Origin of the sequence: Rhizobium mesoamericanum STM3625 (assembly GCF_000312665.1) — a bacterium.
GTDB classification, from domain to species: Bacteria; Pseudomonadota; Alphaproteobacteria; order Rhizobiales; family Rhizobiaceae; genus Rhizobium; species Rhizobium mesoamericanum.
On the sequence record NZ_HF536772.1, the window covers coordinates 111429 to 134009 of the forward strand.

A 22581-nucleotide genomic window follows, 5' to 3' on the forward strand; every position below is an offset into this window, starting at 1 on the left:
GACCGATCCAATATTTCCAAAAGGATACGCACCTCACCAACGGCACGTCAATAAAGGTGGCACCGCGGCTACAGACCTATTCTGTGGACGACGAAAATCAATTGCTGGCTCGATCATCATTCAACTTTTGTAAGAATCGATGGTCAAATGTCTAAAATCGATTCGAGTGACCTGGCGAGGTCCTTCCATTTGTTGACTTGGCCGTTCCAACTGCTATGTGTCACCCGCTCTCATTGATGGTCTCCAGAGGCTTGAGGCCATCTCCCGACACCCGGAACCCGTGTGGAATAGCCATGACCTCTCCTGAACAAAACGACCGGATGGCCAATGCGATCCGTTTCCTCGCCATGGATGCAGTCGAAAAGGCGAATTCGGGGCACCCCGGCATGCCGATGGGCATGGCCGACGTGGCGACCATCCTGTTTACCAAGTATCTGCGGTTCGACCCGAAGAAGCCGCATTGGCCGAACCGTGACCGCTTCGTGCTGTCGGCCGGCCACGGCTCGATGCTGCTCTACTCGCTGCTCTATTTGACCGGCTATCCTGACATGACGGTCGAAGATTTGAAGCAGTTCCGTCAAATCGGCTCAAAGACCGCCGGCCATCCGGAATATGGCCATGCGACCGGCATCGAAACGACGACCGGCCCGCTCGGCCAGGGCATTGCTAACGCCGTCGGCATGGCCATCGCCGAACGCAAGCTGCGCGACGAGTTCGGCTCCGAGCTTCAAGACCACTACACCTATGCCATCTGCGGCGACGGCTGCCTGATGGAAGGCATCAGCCACGAAGCGATCGCGCTTGCCGGCCACCTGAAGCTGAACAAGCTCGTTCTCTTCTGGGACAACAACTCGATCACCATCGACGGCGCCATCTCGCTGTCGGACTCGACCGACCAGATCGCCCGCTTCAAGGCCGTTCATTGGAACACCATCGAGATCGACGGTCACGACCAGGCTGCCATCGCCGCCGCCATCGAAGCCGCCCACAAGTCCGATCGCCCGACTTTCATCGCCTGCAAGACGATCATCGGCTTCGGCGCTCCGAACAAGCAGGGCACCCACAAGGTTCACGGCAACCCACTTGGCGCCGACGAAATTGCCGCGACCCGCAAGGCGCTCAACTGGGAATACGAGCCCTTTGTTGTTCCCTCCGACGTTCTCGACGCGTGGCGTGCAGCAGGCAGCCGCTCGGTTGACCTTGTCAAGGCCTGGGAAGACGGCCTCGCCAAGTCCACGCACAAGGCCGAGTTCACGCGCCGCTTTGCGGGCGACCTGCCGGAAGGTTTCGACGCGGCGATCAGCGCCTACAAGAAGAAGCTCGTCGAAACCAAGCCGACGATAGCAACCCGCAAGGCATCGGAAGATGCGCTCGAAGTCATCAATGGCTTCCTTCCGGAAACGCTTGGCGGCTCGGCCGACCTGACGCCGTCGAACAATACCAAGACCAGCCAGATGCATTCCATCACGCCGACGGATTTCGCCGGCCGCTACATGCACTGGGGTATCCGCGAGCACGGCATGGCATCGGCCATGAACGGCATCGCATTGCATGGCGGTCTCATTCCTTATGGCGGCGGCTTCCTGATCTTCTCGGATTATTGCCGCCCGCCGATCCGTCTGGCAGCCCTCATGGGTATCCGTGTGGTGCACGTTCTGACGCATGACTCGATCGGCGTCGGCGAAGACGGCCCGACGCACCAGCCGGTCGAACAGATCGCCGGCCTGCGCGCCGTTCCGAACCTGCAGGTCTTCCGTCCGGCCGACGCCACGGAAACCGCCGAGTGCTGGCAGATTGCCGCCAAGACCAAAAACCGCCCCTCCGCGCTCGCGCTCACTCGCCAGAACCTGACGACGGTACGCACCGAGTTTAGCGAGAAGAACCTCTGCGAACAGGGCGCCTATACGCTCGCCGGCAATGCGGACGCGAAGGTGACGATCTTCGCTTCGGGCTCGGAAGTTGAGCTTGCCGTTGCCGCCCGCGAAGCACTGGAAGCCAAGGGCGTCAGCGTTCGCGTTGTGTCCGTTCCCTGCACCGAACTGTTCTTCGAGCAGCCTAGCGCCTATCGCAACGAGGTCATCGGCAATTCACCGGTGAAGATCGCCGTGGAAGCCGCGGTCCGCGAAGGCTGGGATGCCTTCATCGGGCCGGAAGGCACTTTCGTTGGCATGAAGGGCTTCGGCGCGTCCGGTCCAGCAAAGAAGGTATTCGAGCATTTCGGCATCACCGCGGACGCCGTGGTCGCTGCCGCAGAAGCAAAGCTGTAGGATTGCGCTCAGGCGCTCTCCAATTCAATCCGCAAGCCCCATCTCTAGGGAGTGAATGCACATGACTGTAAAGGTTGCCATCAACGGCTTCGGCCGCATCGGCCGTAACGTTCTCCGCGCCATCGTTGAATCCGGCCGCACTGACATCGAAGTCGTCGCCATCAACGACCTCGGGCCGGTCGAGACCAACGCCCACCTGCTGCGCTACGATTCCATCCACGGCAAGTTCCCGGCCGAAGTGAAGGTTGAAGGCGACACGATTACCGTTGCCGGCGGCAAGCCGATCAAGGTGACTGCGATCAAGGACCCGGCCACCCTGCCGCACAAGGAACTCGGCGTAGACATTGCGATGGAGTGCACCGGCATCTTCACCGCTCGCGAAAAGGCTGCCGCGCACCTGACGGCCGGCGCCAAGCGCGTTATCGTTTCGGCTCCTGCCGACGGTGCCGACCTGACCGTCGTTTTCGGCGTCAATCACGACCAGCTCACCAAGGAGCATTTGGTCATCTCCAACGCCTCCTGCACGACCAACTGCCTCGTGCCGGTCGTCAAGGTTCTTGATGACGCTGTCGGCATCGACCATGGCTTCATGACCACCATCCACTCCTACACTGGCGACCAGCCGACGCTCGACACGATGCACAAGGATCTGTACCGCGCCCGCGCTGCAGCCCTGTCCATGATCCCGACGTCGACGGGCGCTGCCAAGGCCGTTGGTCTCGTTCTGCCGCATCTGAAGGGCAAACTCGACGGTACGTCGATCCGCGTTCCGACCCCGAATGTGTCGGTCGTCGACTTCAAGTTCGTCGCCAAGAAGGCCACGACCGTCGGCGAAATCAACGAAGCGATCAAGGCAGCTGCAAATGGCAAGCTCAAGGGCATCCTCGGCTACACCGACGAGCCACTTGTTTCCCGCGATTTCAACCATGACAGCCACTCCTCGATCTTCGCGACCGATCAGACGAAGGTCATGGAAGGCAACTTCGTCCGCGTCCTGTCCTGGTACGACAACGAATGGGGCTTCTCTAGCCGTATGTCCGACACGGCCGTTGCTTTCGCAAAGCTCATCTAAGAGCACCGCGACATCTACATGAAAAGCGGCTCGGGCAACCGGGCCGCTTTTCATTTGGCGCCAAACTGACTAGCGTCATGGTAACGAGAGAATGCCGGATGACTGGCTGGGGATTCACCCATGAGAATTCTCATGACGATTATTGTTTTCCTCATGATTGCAAGCGTGTTGAGCTTGAGTGTGGTCGGCGGGCGCAGGTCGAAGCAGATCGCCGAAGGGCAGCCCCTGATGGCATCCACACGTGTCATGGGGCCCCGTTAGTCGCTTCCCGAGAAGGATTGCACTGGCGCAACGCGGTTGATGCCCTTACTGTCGATCGAAGGCAGACACACAGAAGCGAAAGAGACTTTGATGGACTACTTTACGATCGAGATCAGTGGCCAAGCGATCGCAAGTTTTCGCTCCGAGAATGCCCACGATGCGAAGAATTTCTTCGAGGCCGAGGACTTTCGCGAGGACCTGACGGTCCTGCAATCGCAGGGCAAGCCGGTTTGGGATGGGATCGCCCCGCTCGCGCTGCGCAAAGCAACCGCCGAGGAGGCAAGCGAGGTCGAGCATGCCTATGAGTTCGATGACGATCCGGAGCGCACCATCGACGACGAATTTGTCGTCTTTTTGATCCCGATATCCGACGTCGCCGACGACGAGGCTGATGAGGAAGACGACGCTGAACGGTAAACGGGCAGGCAGGAGAGGGCGCAGAAGCCGAAATGGTGGGCCAGCGTACAAACGCTGACACTTGCTGATCGAGAAGAAAAGCCCGAGAACGCGGCTTCTGCCCTGCTATCGCCCGATTTGCTCATACACTCGAGTCATGCTCCTTCGTGAGCGCTCATCCGGTTTTGCCGTCCGGCACGCCAAACAGCAGCATGAAGCCGCAAAACAGCATGGGTTTGACCGTAAGGCCTACCCCTCTGCCGTATTTTGCCGTTTACTCGCACTGAGCAGGGATGACCACGAAAGGGCGACTTGGATGGACTGCGGGACCGGGGGCGGTCTGCATTAATCGCGGGTAAGGGGACCAGCATGGAAGCGTTCTACATCGTCGTACTGGTATCGACGACGCTCGTGCTTCTCGCGGCATTTTCCAGCCTGCTCGCCTTCCGCTTCGGCGCCCCACTCCTCCTGCTCTTTCTGGCGATCGGCCTGCTTGCGGGAACGGACGGTCTCGGAATCCAGTTCAGCAACAATTATCTCGCCTACATCCTCGGCTCCATCGCGCTTGCGGTCATCCTGTTCGACTCTGGTTTCGGAACGCCGGTCCAGGCTTTCAAGCTTGCGGCGGTACCCTCACTGACGCTCGCCTCGGTTGGCGTCCTAATGACGGCGTCGCTCATTGGCGTTGCCGCCATGTGGCTGCTGAACCTTACGTGGTTGGAAGGTCTGCTCCTCGGCTCGATCGTCTCCTCCACCGACGCTGCCGCTGTCTTCTTCCTGCTGCGCATTGGCGGCATCAATATTCGCGACAAGGTGCGCTCGACGCTGGAAGTGGAATCTGGAACCAATGACCCGATGGCGATTTTCCTGACCATCGCCCTCGTCGAGGTTCTTGCCAGTGGTGAACGCTACCACGGCATCAACATCGGCATGCTCGCCATGTTCGTGCAGCAGATGGGCCTTGGCGTAATTCTCGGCCTGCTTGGCGGCATGATGATCTCGCTGATTGTCAGCCAATTGGAAACCGATCGCGGCCTGACGCCGATCTTCGTGCTGGCCTTGGCATTGCTGGTCTTCTCCGCGACCGGAGCGGTCGGCGGCAGCGGCTTCCTCGCCGTCTACGTCGCCGGAATCTACGCGGGCAACCGCAAGCTGCAGGGCTATGCCTCCATCAAGCGCTTTCAGGCCGGCATGACGTGGCTTGCCCAGATCATCATGTTCCTGGTTCTTGGTCTTCTTGCAACGCCATCGCAGTTTCCGGCAATCGCCATTCCAGCCGTGCTGCTTGCCTTGTTCCTGATCTTCATTGCGCGCCCACTCGCCATCTGGCTGTCGCTGCTTCCATTCGACTATACCCAGCAGGAGATCGGCTTCGTTGCGTGGGTCGGTTTGCGCGGCGCTGTTTCGATTCTGCTCGCCATCATGCCCATTCTCGGCGGTCTGGACAACGGCCAGATCTATTTCAACTGCGCCTTCATCATCGTGCTCGTCTCGCTTCTCGTACAGGGGTGGACGATCAAGCCGGTCGCTAAGAAGCTCGGGCTCATCATCCCGCCGCGCATGGGCGCGGTCGACAAGGTCGAAGTCGACCTGCCTGGCGCGGCGAACCATGAGCTACTCTCCTACCGCGTCGTCAAGGACAGCCCCGTGCTACGCGGTGAGCGCATCCCGCGCTGGGCGACCCCTTCGCTCGTTATCCGCGACGGCAAGTCGATGCGTTATCAATACGCCGGTCGCCTGCGCGAGAACGACCTCGTCTACCTCTTCGTCGTTCCGTCCTATTCGCGGCTGCTCGACAAGCTCTTTGCCAGCCGCGCGCCAGTCGAGGAGGACGACGCCGATTTCTTCGGCGCCTTCGCGCTGTCACCGGCACGGCCTGCCGCTGATCTCGATGCCGCCTATGGCCCCGGCCTGCTGAACGAATCCGAGAAGGGGCTGACGATCGCCGAACTGATGAAACACCGACTGGGCGGCAAGGCGGACTATGCTGACAGGGTCCGTCTTGGCTCCATCATCCTCATTGTCCGCGACCTCGACGACCAGGATCACATCACCTCGGTCGGCATGTCGCTCGAGGCTCTGGAGCCTGCCACAGCTCTGCCGATCTTCCTTAATCTCCACGACATTATCGACCGCATCCGAGACCGTCTTAAGGGTCGCAGGAGCCGGGAAACAGCCACGGCTGCGACCTCAGCGGGGGGCGACGAAAAGCCGCAATGACCGCCTTGCGTCTGTGATCATCCTTGCTATGGTCGCCGCTTCTTTTGGGCAATAACGAACGGATTTTCCCATGCCTTCCTTCAAGACCCTCGACGACCTCAACGATATTGCCGGCAAGCGCGTCCTTGTTCGCGTTGACCTCAACGTTCCGGTCAAAGACGGCAGAGTGACCGACAGGACGCGTATTGAGCGCGTCGCCCCGACGATCCTGGAGCTCTCGAAGAAGGGTGCCAAGGTCATCCTCCTTGCGCATTTCGGTCGCCCAAAGGACGGCCCGTCGCCAGACCTCTCGCTATCGCTGATCGCTCCGTCGGTTGAAGAGGTGCTTGATCACCCGGTCTCGAGTGCCAGCGACTGCATTGGCGCCGCGGCTGCCGAGGCTGTTAAGGCGATGAAGAACGGCGACATCCTGCTTATGGAAAACACCCGCTTCCACAAGGGGGAGGAAAAGAACGATCCGGACTTCGTCAAGGCGCTCGCTGCTCTCGGAGATATCTACGTGAACGATGCCTTCTCCGCCGCTCACCGCGCGCATGCCTCGACGGAAGGCCTCGCCCATCATCTTCCTGCCCATGCCGGCCGCACTATGCAGGCAGAGCTCGAGGCGCTGGAGAGCGGCCTTGGCAATCCAACCCGGCCTGTCGTCGCCATTGTCGGCGGCGCGAAGGTCTCAACGAAGATCGACCTTCTGCTAAACCTCGTGAAGAAGGTTGATGCGCTGGTGATCGGCGGTGGCATGGCCAATACCTTCATCGCCGCGCGCGGCAGCAATGTCGGCAAGTCGCTCTGCGAGCACGATCTTGCGGATACAGCAAAGCAGATCATGATCGAAGCAGCCACCGCTGGCTGCGCCATCATTCTCCCTGAAGATGGCGTGGTTGCCCGCGAATTTAAGGCGAACGCCGCCAATGAAACGGTCGCAATCGATGCGATCCCGAGCGATGCAATGGTGCTGGACGTTGGCCCGAAGTCGGTCGAGGCGATCAAGGCCTGGATCGAGCGCGCCAATACACTCGTCTGGAACGGCCCGCTTGGCGCGTTCGAGATCGAACCGTTCGACAAAGCAACAATCGCGGCGGCAAAGTTTGCTGCCGAACGCACAAAGGCTGGCAAGCTTACCTCCGTTGCCGGCGGTGGCGATACGGTCTCGGCGTTGAACCATGCTGGCGTTGCCGACGATTTCAGCTACGTGTCGACGGCCGGCGGTGCTTTCCTTGAATGGATGGAAGGTAAGGTCCTTCCTGGCGTCGCCGTTCTCAGCAAAGCGAAATAATCCGATCAGCGGAATTTAACAAATTTTACATGTAGATAGACCGCGGCGCGATGGTGCCGCGGTCTTTTGCCCAATACGCATGCAAAAGCCCAAACTTTCAAACGATTAAAAAAAATTCAAACGTTTCAAACAATTTTGCGGCCGTTTTCCCACCCATAAACTTCTGTTATCCGCGACCTATATTTACCGGTTGACGATTTTTTTGCTGTGGAGAGAACGATATGAGCGAACGTTTGGAAGACATTGCCGTGCGTATGGTAGCTGGTGGTCGCGGGCTGCTTGCGGCAGATGAATCGACAGCCACGATCGGAAAGCGGTTCGATACGATCGGACTTGAATCTACGGAGACGAGCCGTCGTGACTACCGCGAAATGCTGTTCCGCACGGACGACGCGATGCGTCAGTATATCTCAGGCGTAATTCTTTACGAAGAAACCCTCCACCAGAAGGCAGCAGACGGCACGCCTTTCGTCGACATCATCCGCGCAGCCGATAGCATCCCAGGCATCAAGGTTGATCTCGGCGCGAAGCCGATGGCAGCCTATCCTGGAGAAACCATCACTGAGGGCCTCGATGGCCTCGCAGATCGCCTGGCGAAATACTATGAAGCTGGCGCCCGCTTCGCCAAATGGCGCGGCGTCATCGCAATCTCCTCCACGCTTCCAACCTGGGGCTCTGTGAAGGCCAATGCCCACGCGCTCGCCCGTTACGCGGCGCTCTGCCAACAGGCCAACATCGTACCGATCGTCGAGCCGGAATGCCTGATGGACGGCAAGCCGGGCGACCACAATATCGATCGTTGCGCCGAAGTCACCGAATGGACGCTGCGCACTGTCTTCGAAGAACTGGCTGATGCTCGCGTCAGCCTCGAGGGCATGATCTTGAAGCCGAACATGGTCATCGATGGCAAGAACGCCCGCAAAGCTTCCGTGGCTGAAGTCGCCGAGCGCACCGTCGAGGTGTTGAAGCGTACCGTTCCTTCGGCTGTTCCCGGCATCGCCTTCCTCTCCGGCGGCCAGTCCACAGAGGAAGCGACGGCGCATCTTTCCGCGATCAACTCCGGCTACGACCTGCCATGGGCCGTCACTTTCTCTTATGGCCGAGCCCTACAGGATACGGCTCTCAAGGCCTGGGGCGGCAAGGTGGAGAATGTCGCCGCCGGCCAGCGCGCCTTCGCCCATCGCGCCGAGATGAACAGCCTTGCCGCCAAGGGCAGCTGGAAGAAGGATCTGGAGCAGGCGGCGTAAGCTTCTTGTCAACTGATGAGACAGAAGAAACCGGTCGTCTTAGGCGGCCGGTTTTTGCATTGTAACCGCGACAAGTTTGCGGCTTCAGCGACCAGAGGATCGTCGGTAGAGATGATGACGCCAGTCCTCTCGGAGACACCATGAAAACCGTTGCCTTCACGACCGTCGATGTCTTCTCCTCCACCCGCTTCGAAGGCAATCCGCTAGCCGTGATAACGGATGCGCGCGGGCTGACGGATGCCGACATGCAGAACATCGCTGCCGAGTTCGGCTATTCCGAGGTTACCTTCGTGCTGCCGCCGGAAGATCCAGCAAACACTGCCCGTGTCCGCATCTTCACTCCTACCACGGAGGTACCGTTCGCTGGACATCCAAACGTCGGCACGGCCTATGTGCTCGGCCGGCAGGGCCAGGTTTTCGGGCAGCCGGTCAGCGATAGCCTGCGCTTCGAGGAGAAGGCAGGCCTTGTCGAAGTCAACTTGAAGCGTGACGGCGATGAGGTGCAGTCGGCATCCATTCGTGCACCAAAGCCACTCACCATTGGTAACGCGATAACCAAAGAGACGATTGCCCGCTGCGTCGCGATCGAGCCAGACGACATCCGTGTGGCCAACCATCAGCCGGTTGTTGCATCGGTAGGTCTGAGCTTCGTCTTTGCCGAACTTGCGAACCTTGCCGCCCTCGGCCGCGTTCGTCCGAACCTCGCTTATTTTCAGGATGCCGCCGCCTTAACCGCCGAAGGCAAGAATGACTTCTCGCTGTTTGTCTATGTCCGCTCAAAGGAAGAGCCATGGACGATCCGCGCGCGGATGTTTGCGCCGCTTGACAATGTGCCAGAAGATCCGGCAACCGGCAGTGCCTCGGCGGCACTCGGCGCCTACCTCGTTTCGCTCGCGCCGGATGCAGACATGAACGTTTCACTGATGATCGAGCAAGGCGTGGAGATGGGACGCCGCAGCATCATCCACATCCACGTCGTCAAGAGGGACGGCACTGTTACCGACGTCACGATCTCGGGCGGCTGCGCACCGGTCATGCGCGGCGAAATCTCGTACTAGACGAACAGATCGCGGCCGATCAATGCCACTGCCCAGATTGCAAAGGCGATCAGCGCGATCTTCCAGAAATCCGTACGCCGCCGCAGCCCGGGAACGCCGAGCGGCTTGATCAGCTGAATCGCCATCGCCAGGATGAGCAGCAGAGCGATCAGCTTCGTCATGTCTTTATTTTTCCATCTCTTCTGAATGTCACAGGACGGACATTTTTTCACGTCACGACTGCATTTATTCATGCCGTAAAGGCATTTGGGGGCACAATCAATCATCTCGAGGCTGGGCGACACTACGTGTCGCCATGTCCTTTGACATTCAACGCATAGAGTTTGACTATATGAAAAGAAATCTGCTTTCCGTCGCCTCGCTTCTCTTCGGGACGCTCTTTCTCTTCATGGGTAACGGGTTGCAAGGTATCTTGCTTCCCGTGCGGGGCAACCTGGAAGGCTACGCGACAACGACGCTCGGCCTGCTCGGCACATCCTGGGCCGCTGGCTTCGTCATCGGCTGCCTCGTCGCCCCGAAGCTGGTGCGCCGCGTCGGCCACGTGCGTGCCTTCTCTGGCTTCATTGCGATCATCGCGATCATCGCGCTTGTTAGCGGCATCATCATCCACCCGGTATGGTGGGTGCTGCTGCGCGCCGTCACCGGCTTTGCAACCGCCGGCACGTCGATGATCATAGAAAGCTGGCTGAATGAGCGTGCCACGAACGAGAGCCGCGGTGCGATCTTCTCGCTCTATATCTCCATCACGCTTTTCGGTGTCGTGGCCGGTCAGATGATGATCCCGCTCGAGGATGTGCGCACGCCCGTCCTATTCATGGTCTGCGGCATCTTCTACTGCATCGCGATGCTGCCGACGACGCTCTCGACCGCGGCCTCGCCGCAGCCACTGAAGGCCGTGAAGCTCGACCTTCCGGCGCTCTACCGCAACTCGCCGGTCTCCTGCCTCGGTATTCTCCTCGTCGGCATCGCAAACGGCGCCTACGGAACGCTGGGCGCTGTCTTCGGCGCAGGCTCCGGTCTCTCCGATACCAGCATCGCCATCATGATGAGCGCTACCATTTTCGCGGGCGCATTGATGCAGCTGCCGGCTGGGCGGCTTTCCGACCGCATCGATCGACGTCATGTGCTGGCCGCCATGTCGGCTATCGCCGCTCTGGCCGGCCTGTTGTTGGCGATCCTACAGCCCTCCTCCCCCTACTTCATCATCGGCCTCGTCGTGCTCTATGGCGCCGTTGCCAACACTCTCTATCCCATCGCCGTTGCGCACGCGAACGACTTTGCCTCCGCCGAGGACTTCGTGAAGGTATCGGGCGGGCTACTGCTCCTTTACGGCATCGGCACCATCATCGGCCCGACCATCGGCGGGCCGGTGATGTCCGTAATCAACCCGTACGCCCTCTTCCTGGTAACGGCAGTCGCCCATGTGCTGATCACCGCCTACGCCATTCTAAGAAGCCGCAGGCGCGCCGCCGTTCCGGTCGGCGACCGCGACGCCTTTACGACCATCCCGACGGCGACCTCGCAAACGCTTACCCCCGAAAGCATGTCGCTCGCCAACCCCGGACCCGGCAAGACTCCCGAAACCGCCGATCCTGCGCTAAAATATAGCTGAGGCAGAAAAGAGAGGATCGCAAATGAGCTTCATCGACGACGACCGGCCGCAGAAGAAGGTTGCGCATGAGATCGGTGCCGACATCTCCACTCTCTCGGTCGACGAGTTGAGATCGCGCGTTGAGCTGCTCAAGGCCGAGATCGTGAGACTTGAGGCAGAAGCTGCCAGCAAGACATCGACAAGAACAGCGGCGGAAAGCCTTTTCCGCTCGTAATTGGTCGGCTGGTTCTCGCAGAAAACTAACGGCTGAAAAGTGTTATTCCGGAACAGGTTTAAGCGGCCATTAAGCTTTATAAGGTATTACTCTACTCATCCAGATCTTCTCTGGATCTCAGACAGTTTTCCATGCGGTGAATTGGTCTGATTTTTCTCCCTGTTTTACCTTGAGAGCCGCTTTTGCGGCTCTTCTTTTTAAATGCGCTGGGGACCATTTCCATGAAACTGTGGAAGTTAACCCTTTCTTAAGAAACGCCTTGCGCAATTCCGCTAAAGCTACCATCTTAAAAGCATAAAGAACGGCCGGGGGAACTCTCTTGATCCGGCTGGCATTACCTGACCATACGTAGATGCGTGCAACAGGGACTATTTAAATGTCAGAGCTTGGATTGAACACGATCAGTTTTGCAGGTCGCGCTGCCGCATCCTCGCAGTTCAAGACACTGTATTCGGAAGGCATGTCGCTGGTTGAAGAAACCGCCGCCTACCTCGACGGCCAGGGCCGTAATGCCTCCAAGGTTCTGCCGCGCATGGCATCGGTCCTTTATGCCGCTGAATCGATGCGCTTGACCACCCGCCTGATGCAAATGGCCTCCTGGCTTCTGCTGCAGCGCGCCGTCAATAATGGCGAGATGTCGCGCGATCAGGTTCTGGCCGAGAAGAACAAGGTTCGCCTGGACGGCTTCAACGTCGACCGCAACGCACCGGGCTGGGGTGATCTGCCAGAGTCCTTCCGCGACCTGATCGAACGCTCGTTGCGCCTGCAGAACCGCGTGGCTCTGCTCGATCGCGAAATTTATCGTCCGGCCGATGCGCCGATCGTTCCCGATAACCAGAACAGCGTTCAGGCCCAGCTCAGCCTGCTGCAGACGGCCTTCGGCAACAACTGAAACGCCTAAATTGGAATTCATAAAACCGGCTGCGTCCCGCGCGTGCTGGTTTTTTGTTGTTCAAGCAGCCTTCGCGAAAAACAAAAAGGTGGGAGAGCGACGACACCTGCAAGCTGCTCATGGCAGCGCCCGGCGTCGGGCCAACAGCACACCTTATCGCGTTGAGCCCAAGGCCGCCTGAGAGACTTGAGTTAAGGGTTCGGCATCGCTCCGCTGATAGAGGTCCCGTTCAGGGACGGGCGGGCGGGTAATCCCGAGGTGGGGTGGACGTCAGTTCAGGCTGACAGTTCGGAAAAAAGATTGAGATGCCTCTCCATCCGATCCGATCATGAAGCGGTCGCGCGCCGACTTCGAAGAGAAGCCAGTTTCCTGGCGGGCACTCGTCATCTTGCGGCGCAAGCTTGCAGACAATGCCCTTTGCTTGACAAAACCCAACCCAAAACGAAAAGCCCCGCCGAAGCGGGGCCATTTTAATTCCACCAAGTAACAGCGATTAGAGGCCGAGGCCGCCGAAACGCTTGTTGAACTTGGAAACGCGGCCGCCACGGTCCATGAGCTGCTGGTTGCCACCAGTCCATGCCGGATGCGACTTGGAGTCGATTTCGAGGTTCATGACTGCACCTTCAGAACCCCAGGTCGAGCGGGTTTCGTATTCGGTGCCGTCGGTCATGACTACCTTGATCGTGTGATAGTCGGGATGGATGTCTGCCTTCATAACAATCTTCCTGCCATGCAACGTCCAATTTGACGCATATCGTTGCGACAAGAGGACCGATTGAATAAATGAAGCCGCAGACACAGAAGGCTACGGCTTCCCATTAGGATGGGCTGCCTATACATGAAGGCCGGCAGGATAACAAGAGCCATCAGCCGTGGATGAACGGTGCTGAAGGCGATCGGAGATGAATTGGCATACGCAGGGCAACCCGAGGAAAAGAAGTCGCGATCACTGAAGCCACTAGGGCGGCTGACGCCTTATGTCGCGCGCTATCGCGGCATGGTCGCCGGTGCCCTCGCATCCCTGGCGCTTGCCGCCATCACCTCGCTCGCGCTGCCCCTCGCCGTACGCCGCATGATCGACCATGGCTTTACGCAGGCCGACGGCAGTTTCATCAACAGCTATTTTCTGATGCTGATGATCATGGCGATCGTGCTCGCCATCGCGAGCGCACTCCGCTATTACTTCGTTATTTCGCTCGGCGAACGAGTGGTCTCCGATCTTCGCCGCGATGTCTTCAACCACGTCACGCGGTTGTCGCCCTCCTTCTTCGACGTCAACCAATCCGGTGAGATCGTTTCGCGCCTGACGGCGGATACCACACAGATCAAGTCGGCTGTCGGCGCGACCGCCTCCGTGGCATTGCGCAACCTCATTCTCTGTCTCGGCGCGATGGGCATGATGATCGTGACGTCGCCGAAATTGTCGAGCCTGGTGATCGGTGCGATTCCGTTGATCGTCTTTCCGCTTGTCGGCTTCGGCCGCTCGGTCCGAAAGCGCTCGCGCTCCGCCCAGGACACGCTGGCGGACGCCTCCGCCTTCGCCAACGAGACGATTGCCGCCAGTCGCACCGTCCAGGCCTTTGGCGGCGAGAACGTTGCCGCCTCGCGTTACGGGACTGCTGTCGAAACCGCCTATGACGCTGCCCGCGCGGCAATCCGTTCGCGGGCCCTGCTGACGGGCATCGCCATCACCCTCATCTTCGGCAGCGTCGTCGCTGTTCTTTGGGTCGGCGCCCACAACGTCCTCGCGGGCACGCTTTCTCCAGGCACGCTCGGCCAGTTCCTTCTCTACGCCGTCATCGCCGCCGGCTCGCTCGGGGCGCTCTCCGAGGTTTGGGGCGAGCTTTCGCAGGCGGCGGGCGCGGCCGACCGCTTGACGGAACTGCTCGACGAGGTATCACCGATTGCAGCACCGCCGGCGCCTGTTGTTCTCCCCGCACCGGCCCTTGGCCACGTCCAGTTCACCGACGTACATTTTGCCTATCCCTCGCGCCCCGAGCGATCCGCGCTGCATGGCTTGAGCTTCGATGTCGCTCCCGGCGAGACCGTGGCGATCGTTGGCCCCTCCGGCGCCGGCAAGAGCACCGTCTTCTCGTTGCTGCTCCGCTTCTATGATCCGCAGCAGGGCGCCGTGAAGATCGACGGCATTGATGCCCGCAGCACCGATCCAGACGGACTGCGCAAGCGCCTCGCGATCGTGCCGCAGGATGTCACAATCTTTGCGGCATCGATACATGACAATATCGCGTTCGGCCGCCCCGAGGCGAGCCGCGAAGAGGTTCGTGCCGCCGCGATCGCCGCACAGGCTGACGAATTCATCGCCCGTTTGGACAAGGGGTACGACACGCAGGTCGGCGAACGCGGCATCACACTATCCGGTGGTCAACGCCAGCGCATTGCTATCGCTCGTGCCATTCTGAAGGACGCACCGGTCCTGCTGCTCGACGAGGCAACCTCGGCGTTGGACGCAGAAAGTGAAACCCTTGTGCAGAAGGCCCTTGATGGCCTAATGACGGGCCGTACGACCCTCGTCATCGCCCATCGCCTCGCAACCGTGCTGAAGGCGGACCGCATCCTCGTAATGGACCAGGGCCGCGTTGTTGAAGAGGGAACGCATCAGACCCTTATTCGAGGTGGCGGCATTTACGCCAAGCTCGCCAAGCTGCAGTTTGAAACTGGTGCCGGCGACTTTCTTGCGGCCGCGAAGTGACGCGTCGCCGGCCTCGCAGTTGCATCCGCGTGTAATCGACATGCTGATCGTACTTGTCGCCGTCGCAGTCGTTATATCGAACGCGTAGTCCGAGGAGTTCGAGTTGACCAAGACCGGTTCGGCTGGAACCCGACTGCCGATGCCGGCAATCTCCTCACAGCAGCGCGACTGCCCCTCACCCTTCCTGTGATGAAGGCAAGTTCGAGCCGCTTCATCACCCTTGTCGGAGCCGTCGCGCTAGGGGACGCTCTATGTCGACTTCGGCCTTTGCCTGCCTCCATCGTCTCGCTAGCGTCAACGAGACCCCTGACATCACGAGCACCAACTTCTTTTATTCCGGCCTTGTCCTTTTTGCGCCCTACCGACAAGTTCTCGCCGCCCTTGTCGATCTTCAAGCCGCAACAATCCCCCGTGCGGGCGCATCTTTCTCTGCGAACGCCGCAGCCGCGCTGGTTGCAAGGGGCGCAAATATCCTGATGGAATAGTTGCGTTTTTTGTTCTAGTCTGCGCCTGCAGACAGGACAACATCCTGATTCCGGGAGAAAAATCGATGTACAAGTTCGAAGTTTACAAGGACAAGGCTGGCGAGTTCCGTTTCCGCTTCAAAGCGCCGAATGGCGAATCCATGTTCGGCTCCGAGGGCTACAAGGCCAAGGCATCGGCGCTGAGCGCGATCGAATCCATCAAGAAGAATTCTCCCGGCGCAGAAGTCGTCGACACGACAAAGGCTGAGGCCTGATCAAATCGGGCGGCGCCCAAAGCGCCGCCTCTACACTGCACGTCCGGCGACCCTACCGGAAAAGATGCAGCCGCCGAGAAACGTTCCCTCGAGCGCGTTGTAGCCGTGCATGCCACCACCGCCAAAACCAGTCACCTCGCCAGCGGCGTAAAGGCCGGGCACCGGATCACCACTGTGGCCGATCACGCGTGCGGAAAGGTCTGTCTCCAGACCGCCCAGCGATTTGCGTGTCAGGATGTGCAACCGTACTGCAATCAATGGCCCGGCCTTCGGGTCAAGCAGCGGGTGCGGCTTGGCCGTACGCATCAGCCGATCCCCGAGGTAGCGCCGAGCGCCGCGAATGGCAGTAACCTGCGCGTCCTTCGAAAAGGCGTTGCCGATCTCCCTGTCTCTAGCCTCGATCTGCGCGCGGAGACGACTTGCATCCACGCGTCCTTCGCCCGTCAGCCCGTTCATGCCGTCGACAAGCGCTTCCAGCGTATCGCGAACAACGAAATCCTCCCCTTTGTCCATGAACGCCCGAACCGGTCCCGGCGGTTGCTTACCCAATCGCTTAAGAAGCAGGTGAATATCCTTGCCGGTGATATCCGGATTCTGCTCGGAGCCGGAAAGAGCGAACTCCTTCTTGATAATTGCCTTGGTCAAAATGAACCAGCTGTAGTCATGCCCCGTCGCGCAGATGGCTTTCAGCGTCGCCAGCGTATCGAAGCCTGGTATAGCAGGCGCGGCAAAGCGGTTGCCACTGGCGTCGCACCAAAAAGAGGAGGGACCTGGCAGGATGCGGATGCCGTGATTGCGCCAGATCGGGTCCCAGTTCTTCAGCCCCTCCGTATAATGCCACATCCGATCCGAATTGATCTCCCGCCCGCCAGCGCGCTCGGTGATCTCGACCATCCGACCGTCAACATGGGCAGGCACGCCCGCGATCATATCAGCCGGCGGACGACCTAGCCGGTCGATCGGCCATCTCCGGCGCACCGCGTCAGGATTGCCTCCGATACCGCCTGAGGTGACAATCGTCGCACCGGCCCGTATCTCGAAGAGCGCCGAAAAAATGCGGTTCGTCTCCCGCCCTCGGCCGGAGGCATCGGCCTGAAGCACCGTGCCACGGGCACCACAGACAACACCGTCCTGCACGAGCAGGTCATCCACCTGATGCCGGAAGAAAAGTGTAATCAGACCCTTCGCCTCCGCCTCGCGCACGCGGCGAATAAATGGCGCTAGCACAGCCGGCCCAGTTCCCCAGGTCACATGGAAGCGCGGCACGGAATTTCCGTGGCCATGCGCCAGCCCGCCTCCCCGCTCGGCCCAGCCGACGACCGGAAACCAGCGCATTCCCTGCCGATGAAGCCACGAACGCTTTTCGCCTGCGGCAAATTCGAGATAGGCCTCCGCCCAGCGACGCGGCCAGTAGTCTTCCGGCCGGTCGAACGACGCAGAGCCCATCCAATCCTGGCGTGCAAGGCCAAGCGTGTCACGGATGCCCAGTAGCCGCTGTTCCGGGCTGTCGATGAAGAACAGTCCGCCTAGCGACCAGAACGCCTGCCCACCGAGGCTTTGTTCACCTTCCTGCTCGACGATGCATACCTTCCGCCCGCGGTCTGCCGACTCCGCCGCCGCCACAAGCCCGGCAAGACCAGCGCCGATGACGAGCACATCGTATTCGATCAAAGTATTCTCCCCCAAATCGCAGAAAGCCTACGCGGAGCCCCGCCTGGCGGCAACGCCACTTTTCTTCGAAAAGATTTTGTCCGGAAGTCGAAATGAAAGGGCGTCGCGCCTCATTATATCGGAACGGTCTACCGCCGGTCCCCGAGCGTTGCAGGTTTTTATTTTTGGTCCTTAGATGCCTGCATGCCGGTCAACGCAACCACAAAGGAGAATGCCTCATGCAGTACGCGCTCATCGTCCGCGAATCGTCGCGGGATTTCGCCCGTCGCGCCGATCCTACCTATCGCGATGGCTGGATTGCCTATACCCAGGCACTGGTTCAAGCTGGCATCATGGCCGGCGGCGCCGGGTTGACCCCACCCGAAACCGGTGCGGTGGTGCGGCGCAAGGGCGAGGACCACGACGTCCAGGATGGGCCTTACCCTGAAGGAAAGGAGCAGTTGGGCGGTTTCTATCTGATCGACGTGCCGGATTTCGATACCGCGCTCGAATGGGCAACTCGGGTTCCCGTCTCCGCCGAAGGTTCGGTCGAGGTGCGCCCTCGTCTGCAGATGTGAGGCGGACATGACCATCGAGGCCGAACGCGCCGCCGAACGGGTGGCGCGTCAATCCTATGGCAAGCTAGTCGCCTTCCTGGCTGCCCGCTCCCGGGACCTGCCCGCCGCCGAAGATGCGCTGTCGCAGGCGCTCGTCGATGCCCTGCGGGTCTGGCCGGAGCGTGGCATTCCGGACAAACCGGAGGCGTGGCTACTGGTCGCCGCGCGACGCAATCTAATGCAGGGCTTGCGCCATCGATCCATTCGCGAGACTGCGCGCCCCACCATCGCCCTGGCCTTCGAGGAGGCCGAGGCGAGGATGAACGAGACGACCGCTGACGCATTTCCAGACGAGCGCCTCAAGCTGCTTTTCGTCTGCACTCATCCTGAAATTGACAGAGGCATTCACACGCCCTTGATGCTCCAGGTCGTGCTGGGCATTGACGCAAAGGCGATCGCACAGGCCTTCGTCGTTTCGCCCGCGGCAATGGGTCAGAGGCTGGTCCGGGCCAAGGCGAAGATTCGCGATACCGGCATCGGATTTTCCGTACCCGATCGACGGTCGCTGCCCGAGCGTCTGTCCGCCGTGCTCTCCGCAATCTATGCCGCCTATGGGCTTGGTTGGGACGACCTCGATGGTCCCGATCGCGGTCGCAATGGGCTTTCTGATGAAGCCATCTGGCTCTGCCGTGCGCTGCTTTCGATGCTTCCGCAGGAACCAGAGGCGATCGGCCTGCTCGCCTTGATGCTCTATTGCGAGGGCCGGTGCGCCGCGCGGCGCAATGGCGAGGGGGACTACATCGCGCTCGAGAAGCAGTCGACGGATCGTTGGAATTCGATCATGCTTGCCGAAGCTGACGCGCTGCTTCGTAAGGCAGGCGCGGCCGACCGCTTCGGCCCTTTTCAGTGCATGGCGGCCATCCAATCCGTCCATGCCGCGCGCCGCCTCACGGGCACGACGGACTGGGGGGCTCTCGTAACCTTCTATGACGCGTTGCTGACGATGCAGCCAACGATCGGCGCCCATGTCAGCCGCGCTGCCGTCCTTGGCCGCTCGAAAGGCCCAAAAGCCGGGCTGGATTGCCTTACCGCAATGGATGCAAAGGAGGTCAAGGCCTACCAGCCATACTGGGCCGTTCGCGCGCATCTGCTGGCGGAAGTTGGAGACTATCCGGCAGCGGAAGCAGCCTATCTATCGGCAATCGGCCTCAGCGACAGCCCGGCCGTGCGCAGCTTCCTGATGGGCCGCCTCACCGGTGTTCGGTCGGGCGTCACCTAAACCTACTTCTCGGTCAGCTTCAGCTCGATGCGACGGTTGGTGGCGCGCGCCTCCGGCGTGTCGCCTGGAGCGATCGGCTGGAACTCACCGAAGCCGGCAGCAACGAGCCGGTCGGCTGCCACGCCGCGAGATATTAGGAATTTGACGACCGAGATCGCACGCGCGGACGACAGCTGCCAGTTGTCGGCATAACGCCCGGTGCCGGCGAGCGGCACGTTATCCGTATGCCCGTCGACGCGCAAAACCCAATTGATCTCGGGTGGGATTTCCTTGGCGACATCGAGAAGGGCCGTCGCAAGCTTGGCCATCTCGGTCTGCCCATCGGGATTGAGATCAGCGCTTCCCGAAGGGAAGAGCACTTCCGATTGGAAGACGAAACGGTCGCCGACGATCCTGATGTTCTCGCGATCGGACAGGATTTCGCGCAGGCGTCCAAAGAAATCGGACCGGTAACGGTTGAGTTCCTGCACACGTTGCGCCAGCGCGACGTTGAGGCGGCGGCCAAGATCGGCAATCTTTGCCTGAGAGCTCTGGTCCTTCTGCTCGGACGCCTGCAGCGCGGCTTCAACAGCAGCAATCTGGCCGCGCAACGCGGCGATTTGCTGGTTCAGAAGCTCGACCTGGCTCATCGCCCGGTCGCTCATTTGCTTCTGTTCGTCGAGCTCCTTCGTCAGACTGCCGATGCGCGTCTGCGCCGCGCTCTGGCCGCCGGAACCGGCGTCAAGCAACGCCTTGAGGCGGGACCGCTCGCTCTCCGCGGACGCAAGGGACGCCTGCAGATTAGCGACGCTGTCCTCGAGGTCCTGCTTGCTTCCTTTCTCCAGGGCGAGGAGCTGCGTTAACTCGTTGATCTGACTGTTCAGGCGGTTGAGAACCTCGTCCCGACCGGTAATCTCGCGGCTCAAGATATATTGGCCGACGACGAAGACCGTCAGCACGAACATGATGGAGATCAGCAACGTCGACAGCGCATCGACGAAACCTGGCCAGTAGTCCACCGCGCGTTGGGGGCGACGATTGCGGGCGAGAGCCATGGATTACTTGCCCTCGGTCTTTTCGGTTTGCGGCATGCGTGGAGAGCGTTCGCTTGATCCGTGCTTTTCCTGCGAGCCGATCCGCTCGACCAGGCGATCAAGCGTGCGCCGCATCGCTTTCGTCTCGTCTTGCTGCGCCTCGATCCAATCACGCAGCATCTGCTGCTCGTTTCGCATGTTCTTGACCAGGCCCTGAATGCCCTCGGCAAGGTTCGCCATCGCCGCAACCGACCTCTGAGTGCCGCCGCTACCTTCCTCCGATATCCTGCGCATATATTCGGAAAGTACGCGAACATCGTCCTGTGAGACTGCCGAGTTAGGACTGATGGCTGGCATGGCCAAATCGGAGCCGACGTCGGTCACGGACGAAAGCCAGTTTTCGAGTTCCATGTAGAACCGGTTCTGCGCTCGGCCCGCCTGCAGATCGAGGAAGCCCAGGATAAGCGAGCCGGACAGGCCAAGCAGCGACGACGAGAATGCCTGGCCCATACCCGAAAGCGGCATCGAAAGCCCTTCCTTTAGCGCGCCGAGAACATCGGTCGAACCACTCGAACCCGCGTCGAGCGTCTGAATGACCGAGCTGATCGAACCAATCGTACCGATAAGACCCCAAAACGTGCCGAGCAGACCAAGAAAAACCAAGAGCCCGATCAGATAGCGCGACACGTCACGCGATTCATCGAGGCGGTTGGCAATGGAATCGAGAATGGAGCGGAATGCCGCTGTCGAAATACCTGCCGAAGCGCTGCGGCTGCCGATCAGCGTCCGCATCGGGGCAAGCAGCTTCGGGTTGCGGCCAACCTTGTCGGCGCTGCCTGCGGCGCGGAACGAATTGAACCACCGTACTTCCGGTCTGAGCGACAGGACATGGCTGAAAACCAGGATAATGCCGACGGCCAAGACGCCGAGGATCAGACCGTTGAGGCCAGGATTGTGCATGAAGGCAGTCTGTGCCTGCCGGAACAGAATGGCGGCAATGAACCCGACGATAATGAGAAACAGCACCATCGTCCAAAGAAACGGCATCGGACTGGAAAGTTTATAGCTGTAATTGCCCGTGGTTTTTTCGGTCGAGCCGAACTCCGCCACATTCACATTTTCCATAGGTTCCGCAGCCTCCGGATTCATTTCAGCCGGAGACTAGAGCAACATTGCGCCGAATTGAAGTATGCGGGAACGAAAACCGTGTCTTTACAACAGCGATTTACCGCGTCGGAACTGGACGTTTGGCTACTTCAAGTAGTGCCTTCTGGATATATTCGTTGCCTGCGACGACCGAGCCGGTCTCAAGGAGCGACGAACCGCCATCCCAATCCGAGACGTAGCCGCCGGCTTCGCGGATAAGGAGGATCCCCGCCGCGATATCCCAGGCCGAAAGCGCCGTTTCCCAATAACCGTCGAAGCGACCAGCGGCCACATAGGCAAGATCCAGCGACGCCGCACCCATGCGGCGAATCCCGGCAACCTCGCCCATCACGTGACGAAGCTCGACGAGGAACTTGCCGTGATTGCCGCGACCCAGGTGAGGAACCCCACAGGCAATGACGGAATCCGAAAGCACGCGACGAGCGCCAACGCGCAACCGGCGATCATTCAGGAAGGCGCCGCCGCCGCGCTCGGCGGTGTAGAGTTCGTCCGTTGCCGGATTGAAGACGACGCCGGCGACGATCTCATTGTTGCGCTCGAGCGCGATCGAGACCGCGAACATTGGAATGCCGTGCAAGAAGTTGGTTGTGCCGTCGAGCGGATCGACGATCCAACGGTGTGCGCCGTCGGTACCCTTGATTTCCTCACTCTCTTCGCCAAGGAAACCATAGGTCGGGCGAGCCTTCAGGAGCTCCTCCTTTACGATCTTCTCCGCTTTACGGTCGGCGCTCGACACGAAGTCGCCGGGGCCCTTCACCGAAACCTGCAGGTTCTGCACTTCCCCGAAGTCACGCCCCAACGACTTGCCTGCCTTGATGGCAGCCTGAACCATGACATTGAGGAGAGCTGAACGAGCCATGTGAGCACTTTTCCTTGAGCGATAATTCGTACGCGCTGTCAGGGCGGGAAAGGTCCCTGGTCGCCAGAGAAGGCGGCGCTGGATAAGATTGGCGG

At 60.1% G+C, this 22581-nt stretch carries 22 protein-coding genes; 16 read left to right on the plus strand and 6 right to left on the minus strand.

Annotated elements, in window-relative coordinates; translation table 11 throughout:
• Positions 1 to 293: 293 nt before the first annotated feature.
• The 8 genes from tkt (at position 294) to BN77_RS00645 (ending at position 9794) form a co-directional block, all read left to right on the plus strand.
• Entirely contained in the window at positions 294 to 2267 is a 1974-nt protein-coding gene (gene tkt, locus BN77_RS00615; protein WP_007527379.1) for a transketolase, read from the plus strand.
• Between the two features lie 61 nt (positions 2268 to 2328).
• Positions 2329 to 3339 (plus strand): type I glyceraldehyde-3-phosphate dehydrogenase, encoded by a 1011-nt coding sequence (gene gap / locus BN77_RS00620; protein WP_007527381.1) that lies wholly within the window; start codon positions 2329 to 2331, stop codon positions 3337 to 3339.
• A gap of 132 nt (positions 3340 to 3471) precedes the next feature.
• Positions 3472 to 3600: a hypothetical protein gene (locus tag BN77_RS35490; RefSeq protein ID WP_268871442.1), complete on the plus strand. Its 129-nt coding sequence runs from the start codon at positions 3472 to 3474 to the stop codon at positions 3598 to 3600.
• 90 nt (positions 3601 to 3690) lie between these two features.
• Positions 3691 to 4017 carry a hypothetical protein gene (locus tag BN77_RS00625; RefSeq protein WP_007527383.1) on the plus strand — a complete coding sequence of 109 codons (327 nt, stop codon included), beginning with the start codon at positions 3691 to 3693 and terminating at the stop codon, positions 4015 to 4017.
• A gap of 348 nt (positions 4018 to 4365) precedes the next feature.
• Entirely contained in the window at positions 4366 to 6216 is a 1851-nt protein-coding gene (locus BN77_RS00630; protein WP_007527385.1) for a potassium/proton antiporter, read from the plus strand.
• A gap of 70 nt (positions 6217 to 6286) precedes the next feature.
• The gene (locus tag BN77_RS00635) at positions 6287 to 7489 is read left to right on the plus strand and encodes a phosphoglycerate kinase (RefSeq protein ID WP_007527388.1); all 1203 of its coding nucleotides are present in this window, start codon (positions 6287 to 6289) and stop codon (positions 7487 to 7489) included.
• A 221-nt stretch (positions 7490 to 7710) separates the two neighbouring features.
• Positions 7711 to 8736 (plus strand): class I fructose-bisphosphate aldolase, encoded by a 1026-nt coding sequence (locus BN77_RS00640; protein ID WP_007527390.1) that lies wholly within the window; start codon positions 7711 to 7713, stop codon positions 8734 to 8736.
• 140 nt (positions 8737 to 8876) lie between these two features.
• The gene (locus BN77_RS00645; RefSeq protein WP_007527393.1) at positions 8877 to 9794 is read left to right on the plus strand and encodes a PhzF family phenazine biosynthesis protein; all 918 of its coding nucleotides are present in this window, start codon (positions 8877 to 8879) and stop codon (positions 9792 to 9794) included.
• On the opposite strand, the gene BN77_RS33990 is transcribed toward BN77_RS00645, so the two are convergent.
• Positions 9791 to 9955: a hypothetical protein gene (locus BN77_RS33990; RefSeq protein ID WP_007527395.1), complete on the minus strand. Its 165-nt coding sequence runs from the start codon at positions 9953 to 9955 to the stop codon at positions 9791 to 9793. The genes BN77_RS00645 and BN77_RS33990 overlap by 4 nt on opposite strands.
• 170 nt (positions 9956 to 10125) lie before the next feature.
• On the opposite strand from BN77_RS33990, the gene BN77_RS00650 reads away from it, so the two are divergent.
• The 3 genes from BN77_RS00650 to rcdA all read left to right on the plus strand — a co-directional run bounded on the left by BN77_RS00650 (position 10126) and on the right by rcdA (position 12512).
• Complete coding sequence (locus BN77_RS00650; RefSeq protein WP_007527397.1) at positions 10126 to 11406, plus strand: MFS transporter; 1281 nt, start codon at positions 10126 to 10128, stop codon at positions 11404 to 11406.
• Positions 11407 to 11428: 22 nt separating this feature from the next.
• Positions 11429 to 11620, plus strand: a complete 192-nt coding sequence (locus tag BN77_RS00655; RefSeq protein WP_007527399.1) for a DUF1192 domain-containing protein — start codon at positions 11429 to 11431, stop codon at positions 11618 to 11620.
• Between the two features lie 376 nt (positions 11621 to 11996).
• Complete coding sequence (gene rcdA, locus BN77_RS00660) at positions 11997 to 12512, plus strand: protease adaptor protein RcdA (protein ID WP_007527403.1); 516 nt, start codon at positions 11997 to 11999, stop codon at positions 12510 to 12512.
• Positions 12513 to 13005: 493 nt separating this feature from the next.
• Here the strand turns inward: rcdA and rpmE are convergent, their stop codons facing one another.
• On the minus strand, positions 13006 to 13227 hold the full coding sequence (gene rpmE / locus BN77_RS00665; protein WP_007527409.1) for a 50S ribosomal protein L31: 222 nt from the start codon (positions 13225 to 13227) through the stop codon (positions 13006 to 13008).
• Positions 13228 to 13419: 192 nt separating this feature from the next.
• Between rpmE and BN77_RS00670 the strand changes: the two genes are divergently transcribed.
• The 3 genes from BN77_RS00670 to BN77_RS00680 all read left to right on the plus strand — a co-directional run bounded on the left by BN77_RS00670 (position 13420) and on the right by BN77_RS00680 (position 15961).
• A complete protein-coding gene (locus BN77_RS00670; protein ID WP_040677488.1) occupies positions 13420 to 15222 on the plus strand; it encodes an ABC transporter transmembrane domain-containing protein in 1803 nt (600 codons plus the stop codon).
• 251 nt (positions 15223 to 15473) lie between these two features.
• Positions 15474 to 15707, plus strand: coding sequence for a hypothetical protein (locus tag BN77_RS00675; RefSeq protein WP_007527413.1), 234 nt, complete (start codon positions 15474 to 15476; stop codon positions 15705 to 15707).
• A gap of 65 nt (positions 15708 to 15772) precedes the next feature.
• On the plus strand, positions 15773 to 15961 hold the full coding sequence (locus tag BN77_RS00680) for a YegP family protein (protein ID WP_007527415.1): 189 nt from the start codon (positions 15773 to 15775) through the stop codon (positions 15959 to 15961).
• Positions 15962 to 15991: 30 nt separating this feature from the next.
• On the opposite strand, the gene BN77_RS00685 is transcribed toward BN77_RS00680, so the two are convergent.
• Complete coding sequence (locus tag BN77_RS00685) at positions 15992 to 17632, minus strand: FAD-binding dehydrogenase (RefSeq protein ID WP_007527416.1); 1641 nt, start codon at positions 17630 to 17632, stop codon at positions 15992 to 15994.
• A gap of 218 nt (positions 17633 to 17850) precedes the next feature.
• Here BN77_RS00685 and BN77_RS00690 point away from each other — a divergent pair, with 218 nt between their 5' ends.
• Together BN77_RS00690 and BN77_RS00695 are read left to right on the plus strand one after the other, a co-directional pair.
• Positions 17851 to 18189: a YciI family protein gene (locus BN77_RS00690; protein WP_007527418.1), complete on the plus strand. Its 339-nt coding sequence runs from the start codon at positions 17851 to 17853 to the stop codon at positions 18187 to 18189.
• 7 nt (positions 18190 to 18196) lie between these two features.
• Positions 18197 to 19447, plus strand: coding sequence for an RNA polymerase sigma factor (locus BN77_RS00695; protein ID WP_007527421.1), 1251 nt, complete (start codon positions 18197 to 18199; stop codon positions 19445 to 19447).
• A gap of 2 nt (positions 19448 to 19449) precedes the next feature.
• On the opposite strand, the gene BN77_RS00700 is transcribed toward BN77_RS00695, so the two are convergent.
• The 3 genes from BN77_RS00700 to BN77_RS00710 form a co-directional block, all read right to left on the minus strand.
• Positions 19450 to 20481: a peptidoglycan -binding protein gene (locus BN77_RS00700; protein WP_007527423.1), complete on the minus strand. Its 1032-nt coding sequence runs from the start codon at positions 20479 to 20481 to the stop codon at positions 19450 to 19452.
• 3 nt (positions 20482 to 20484) lie between these two features.
• Positions 20485 to 21585 carry a hypothetical protein gene (locus BN77_RS00705; protein ID WP_007527424.1) on the minus strand — a complete coding sequence of 367 codons (1101 nt, stop codon included), beginning with the start codon at positions 21583 to 21585 and terminating at the stop codon, positions 20485 to 20487.
• A 100-nt stretch (positions 21586 to 21685) separates the two neighbouring features.
• Positions 21686 to 22486, minus strand: coding sequence for an inositol monophosphatase family protein (locus BN77_RS00710; RefSeq protein ID WP_007527426.1), 801 nt, complete (start codon positions 22484 to 22486; stop codon positions 21686 to 21688).
• Positions 22487 to 22581 lie beyond the last annotated feature (95 nt).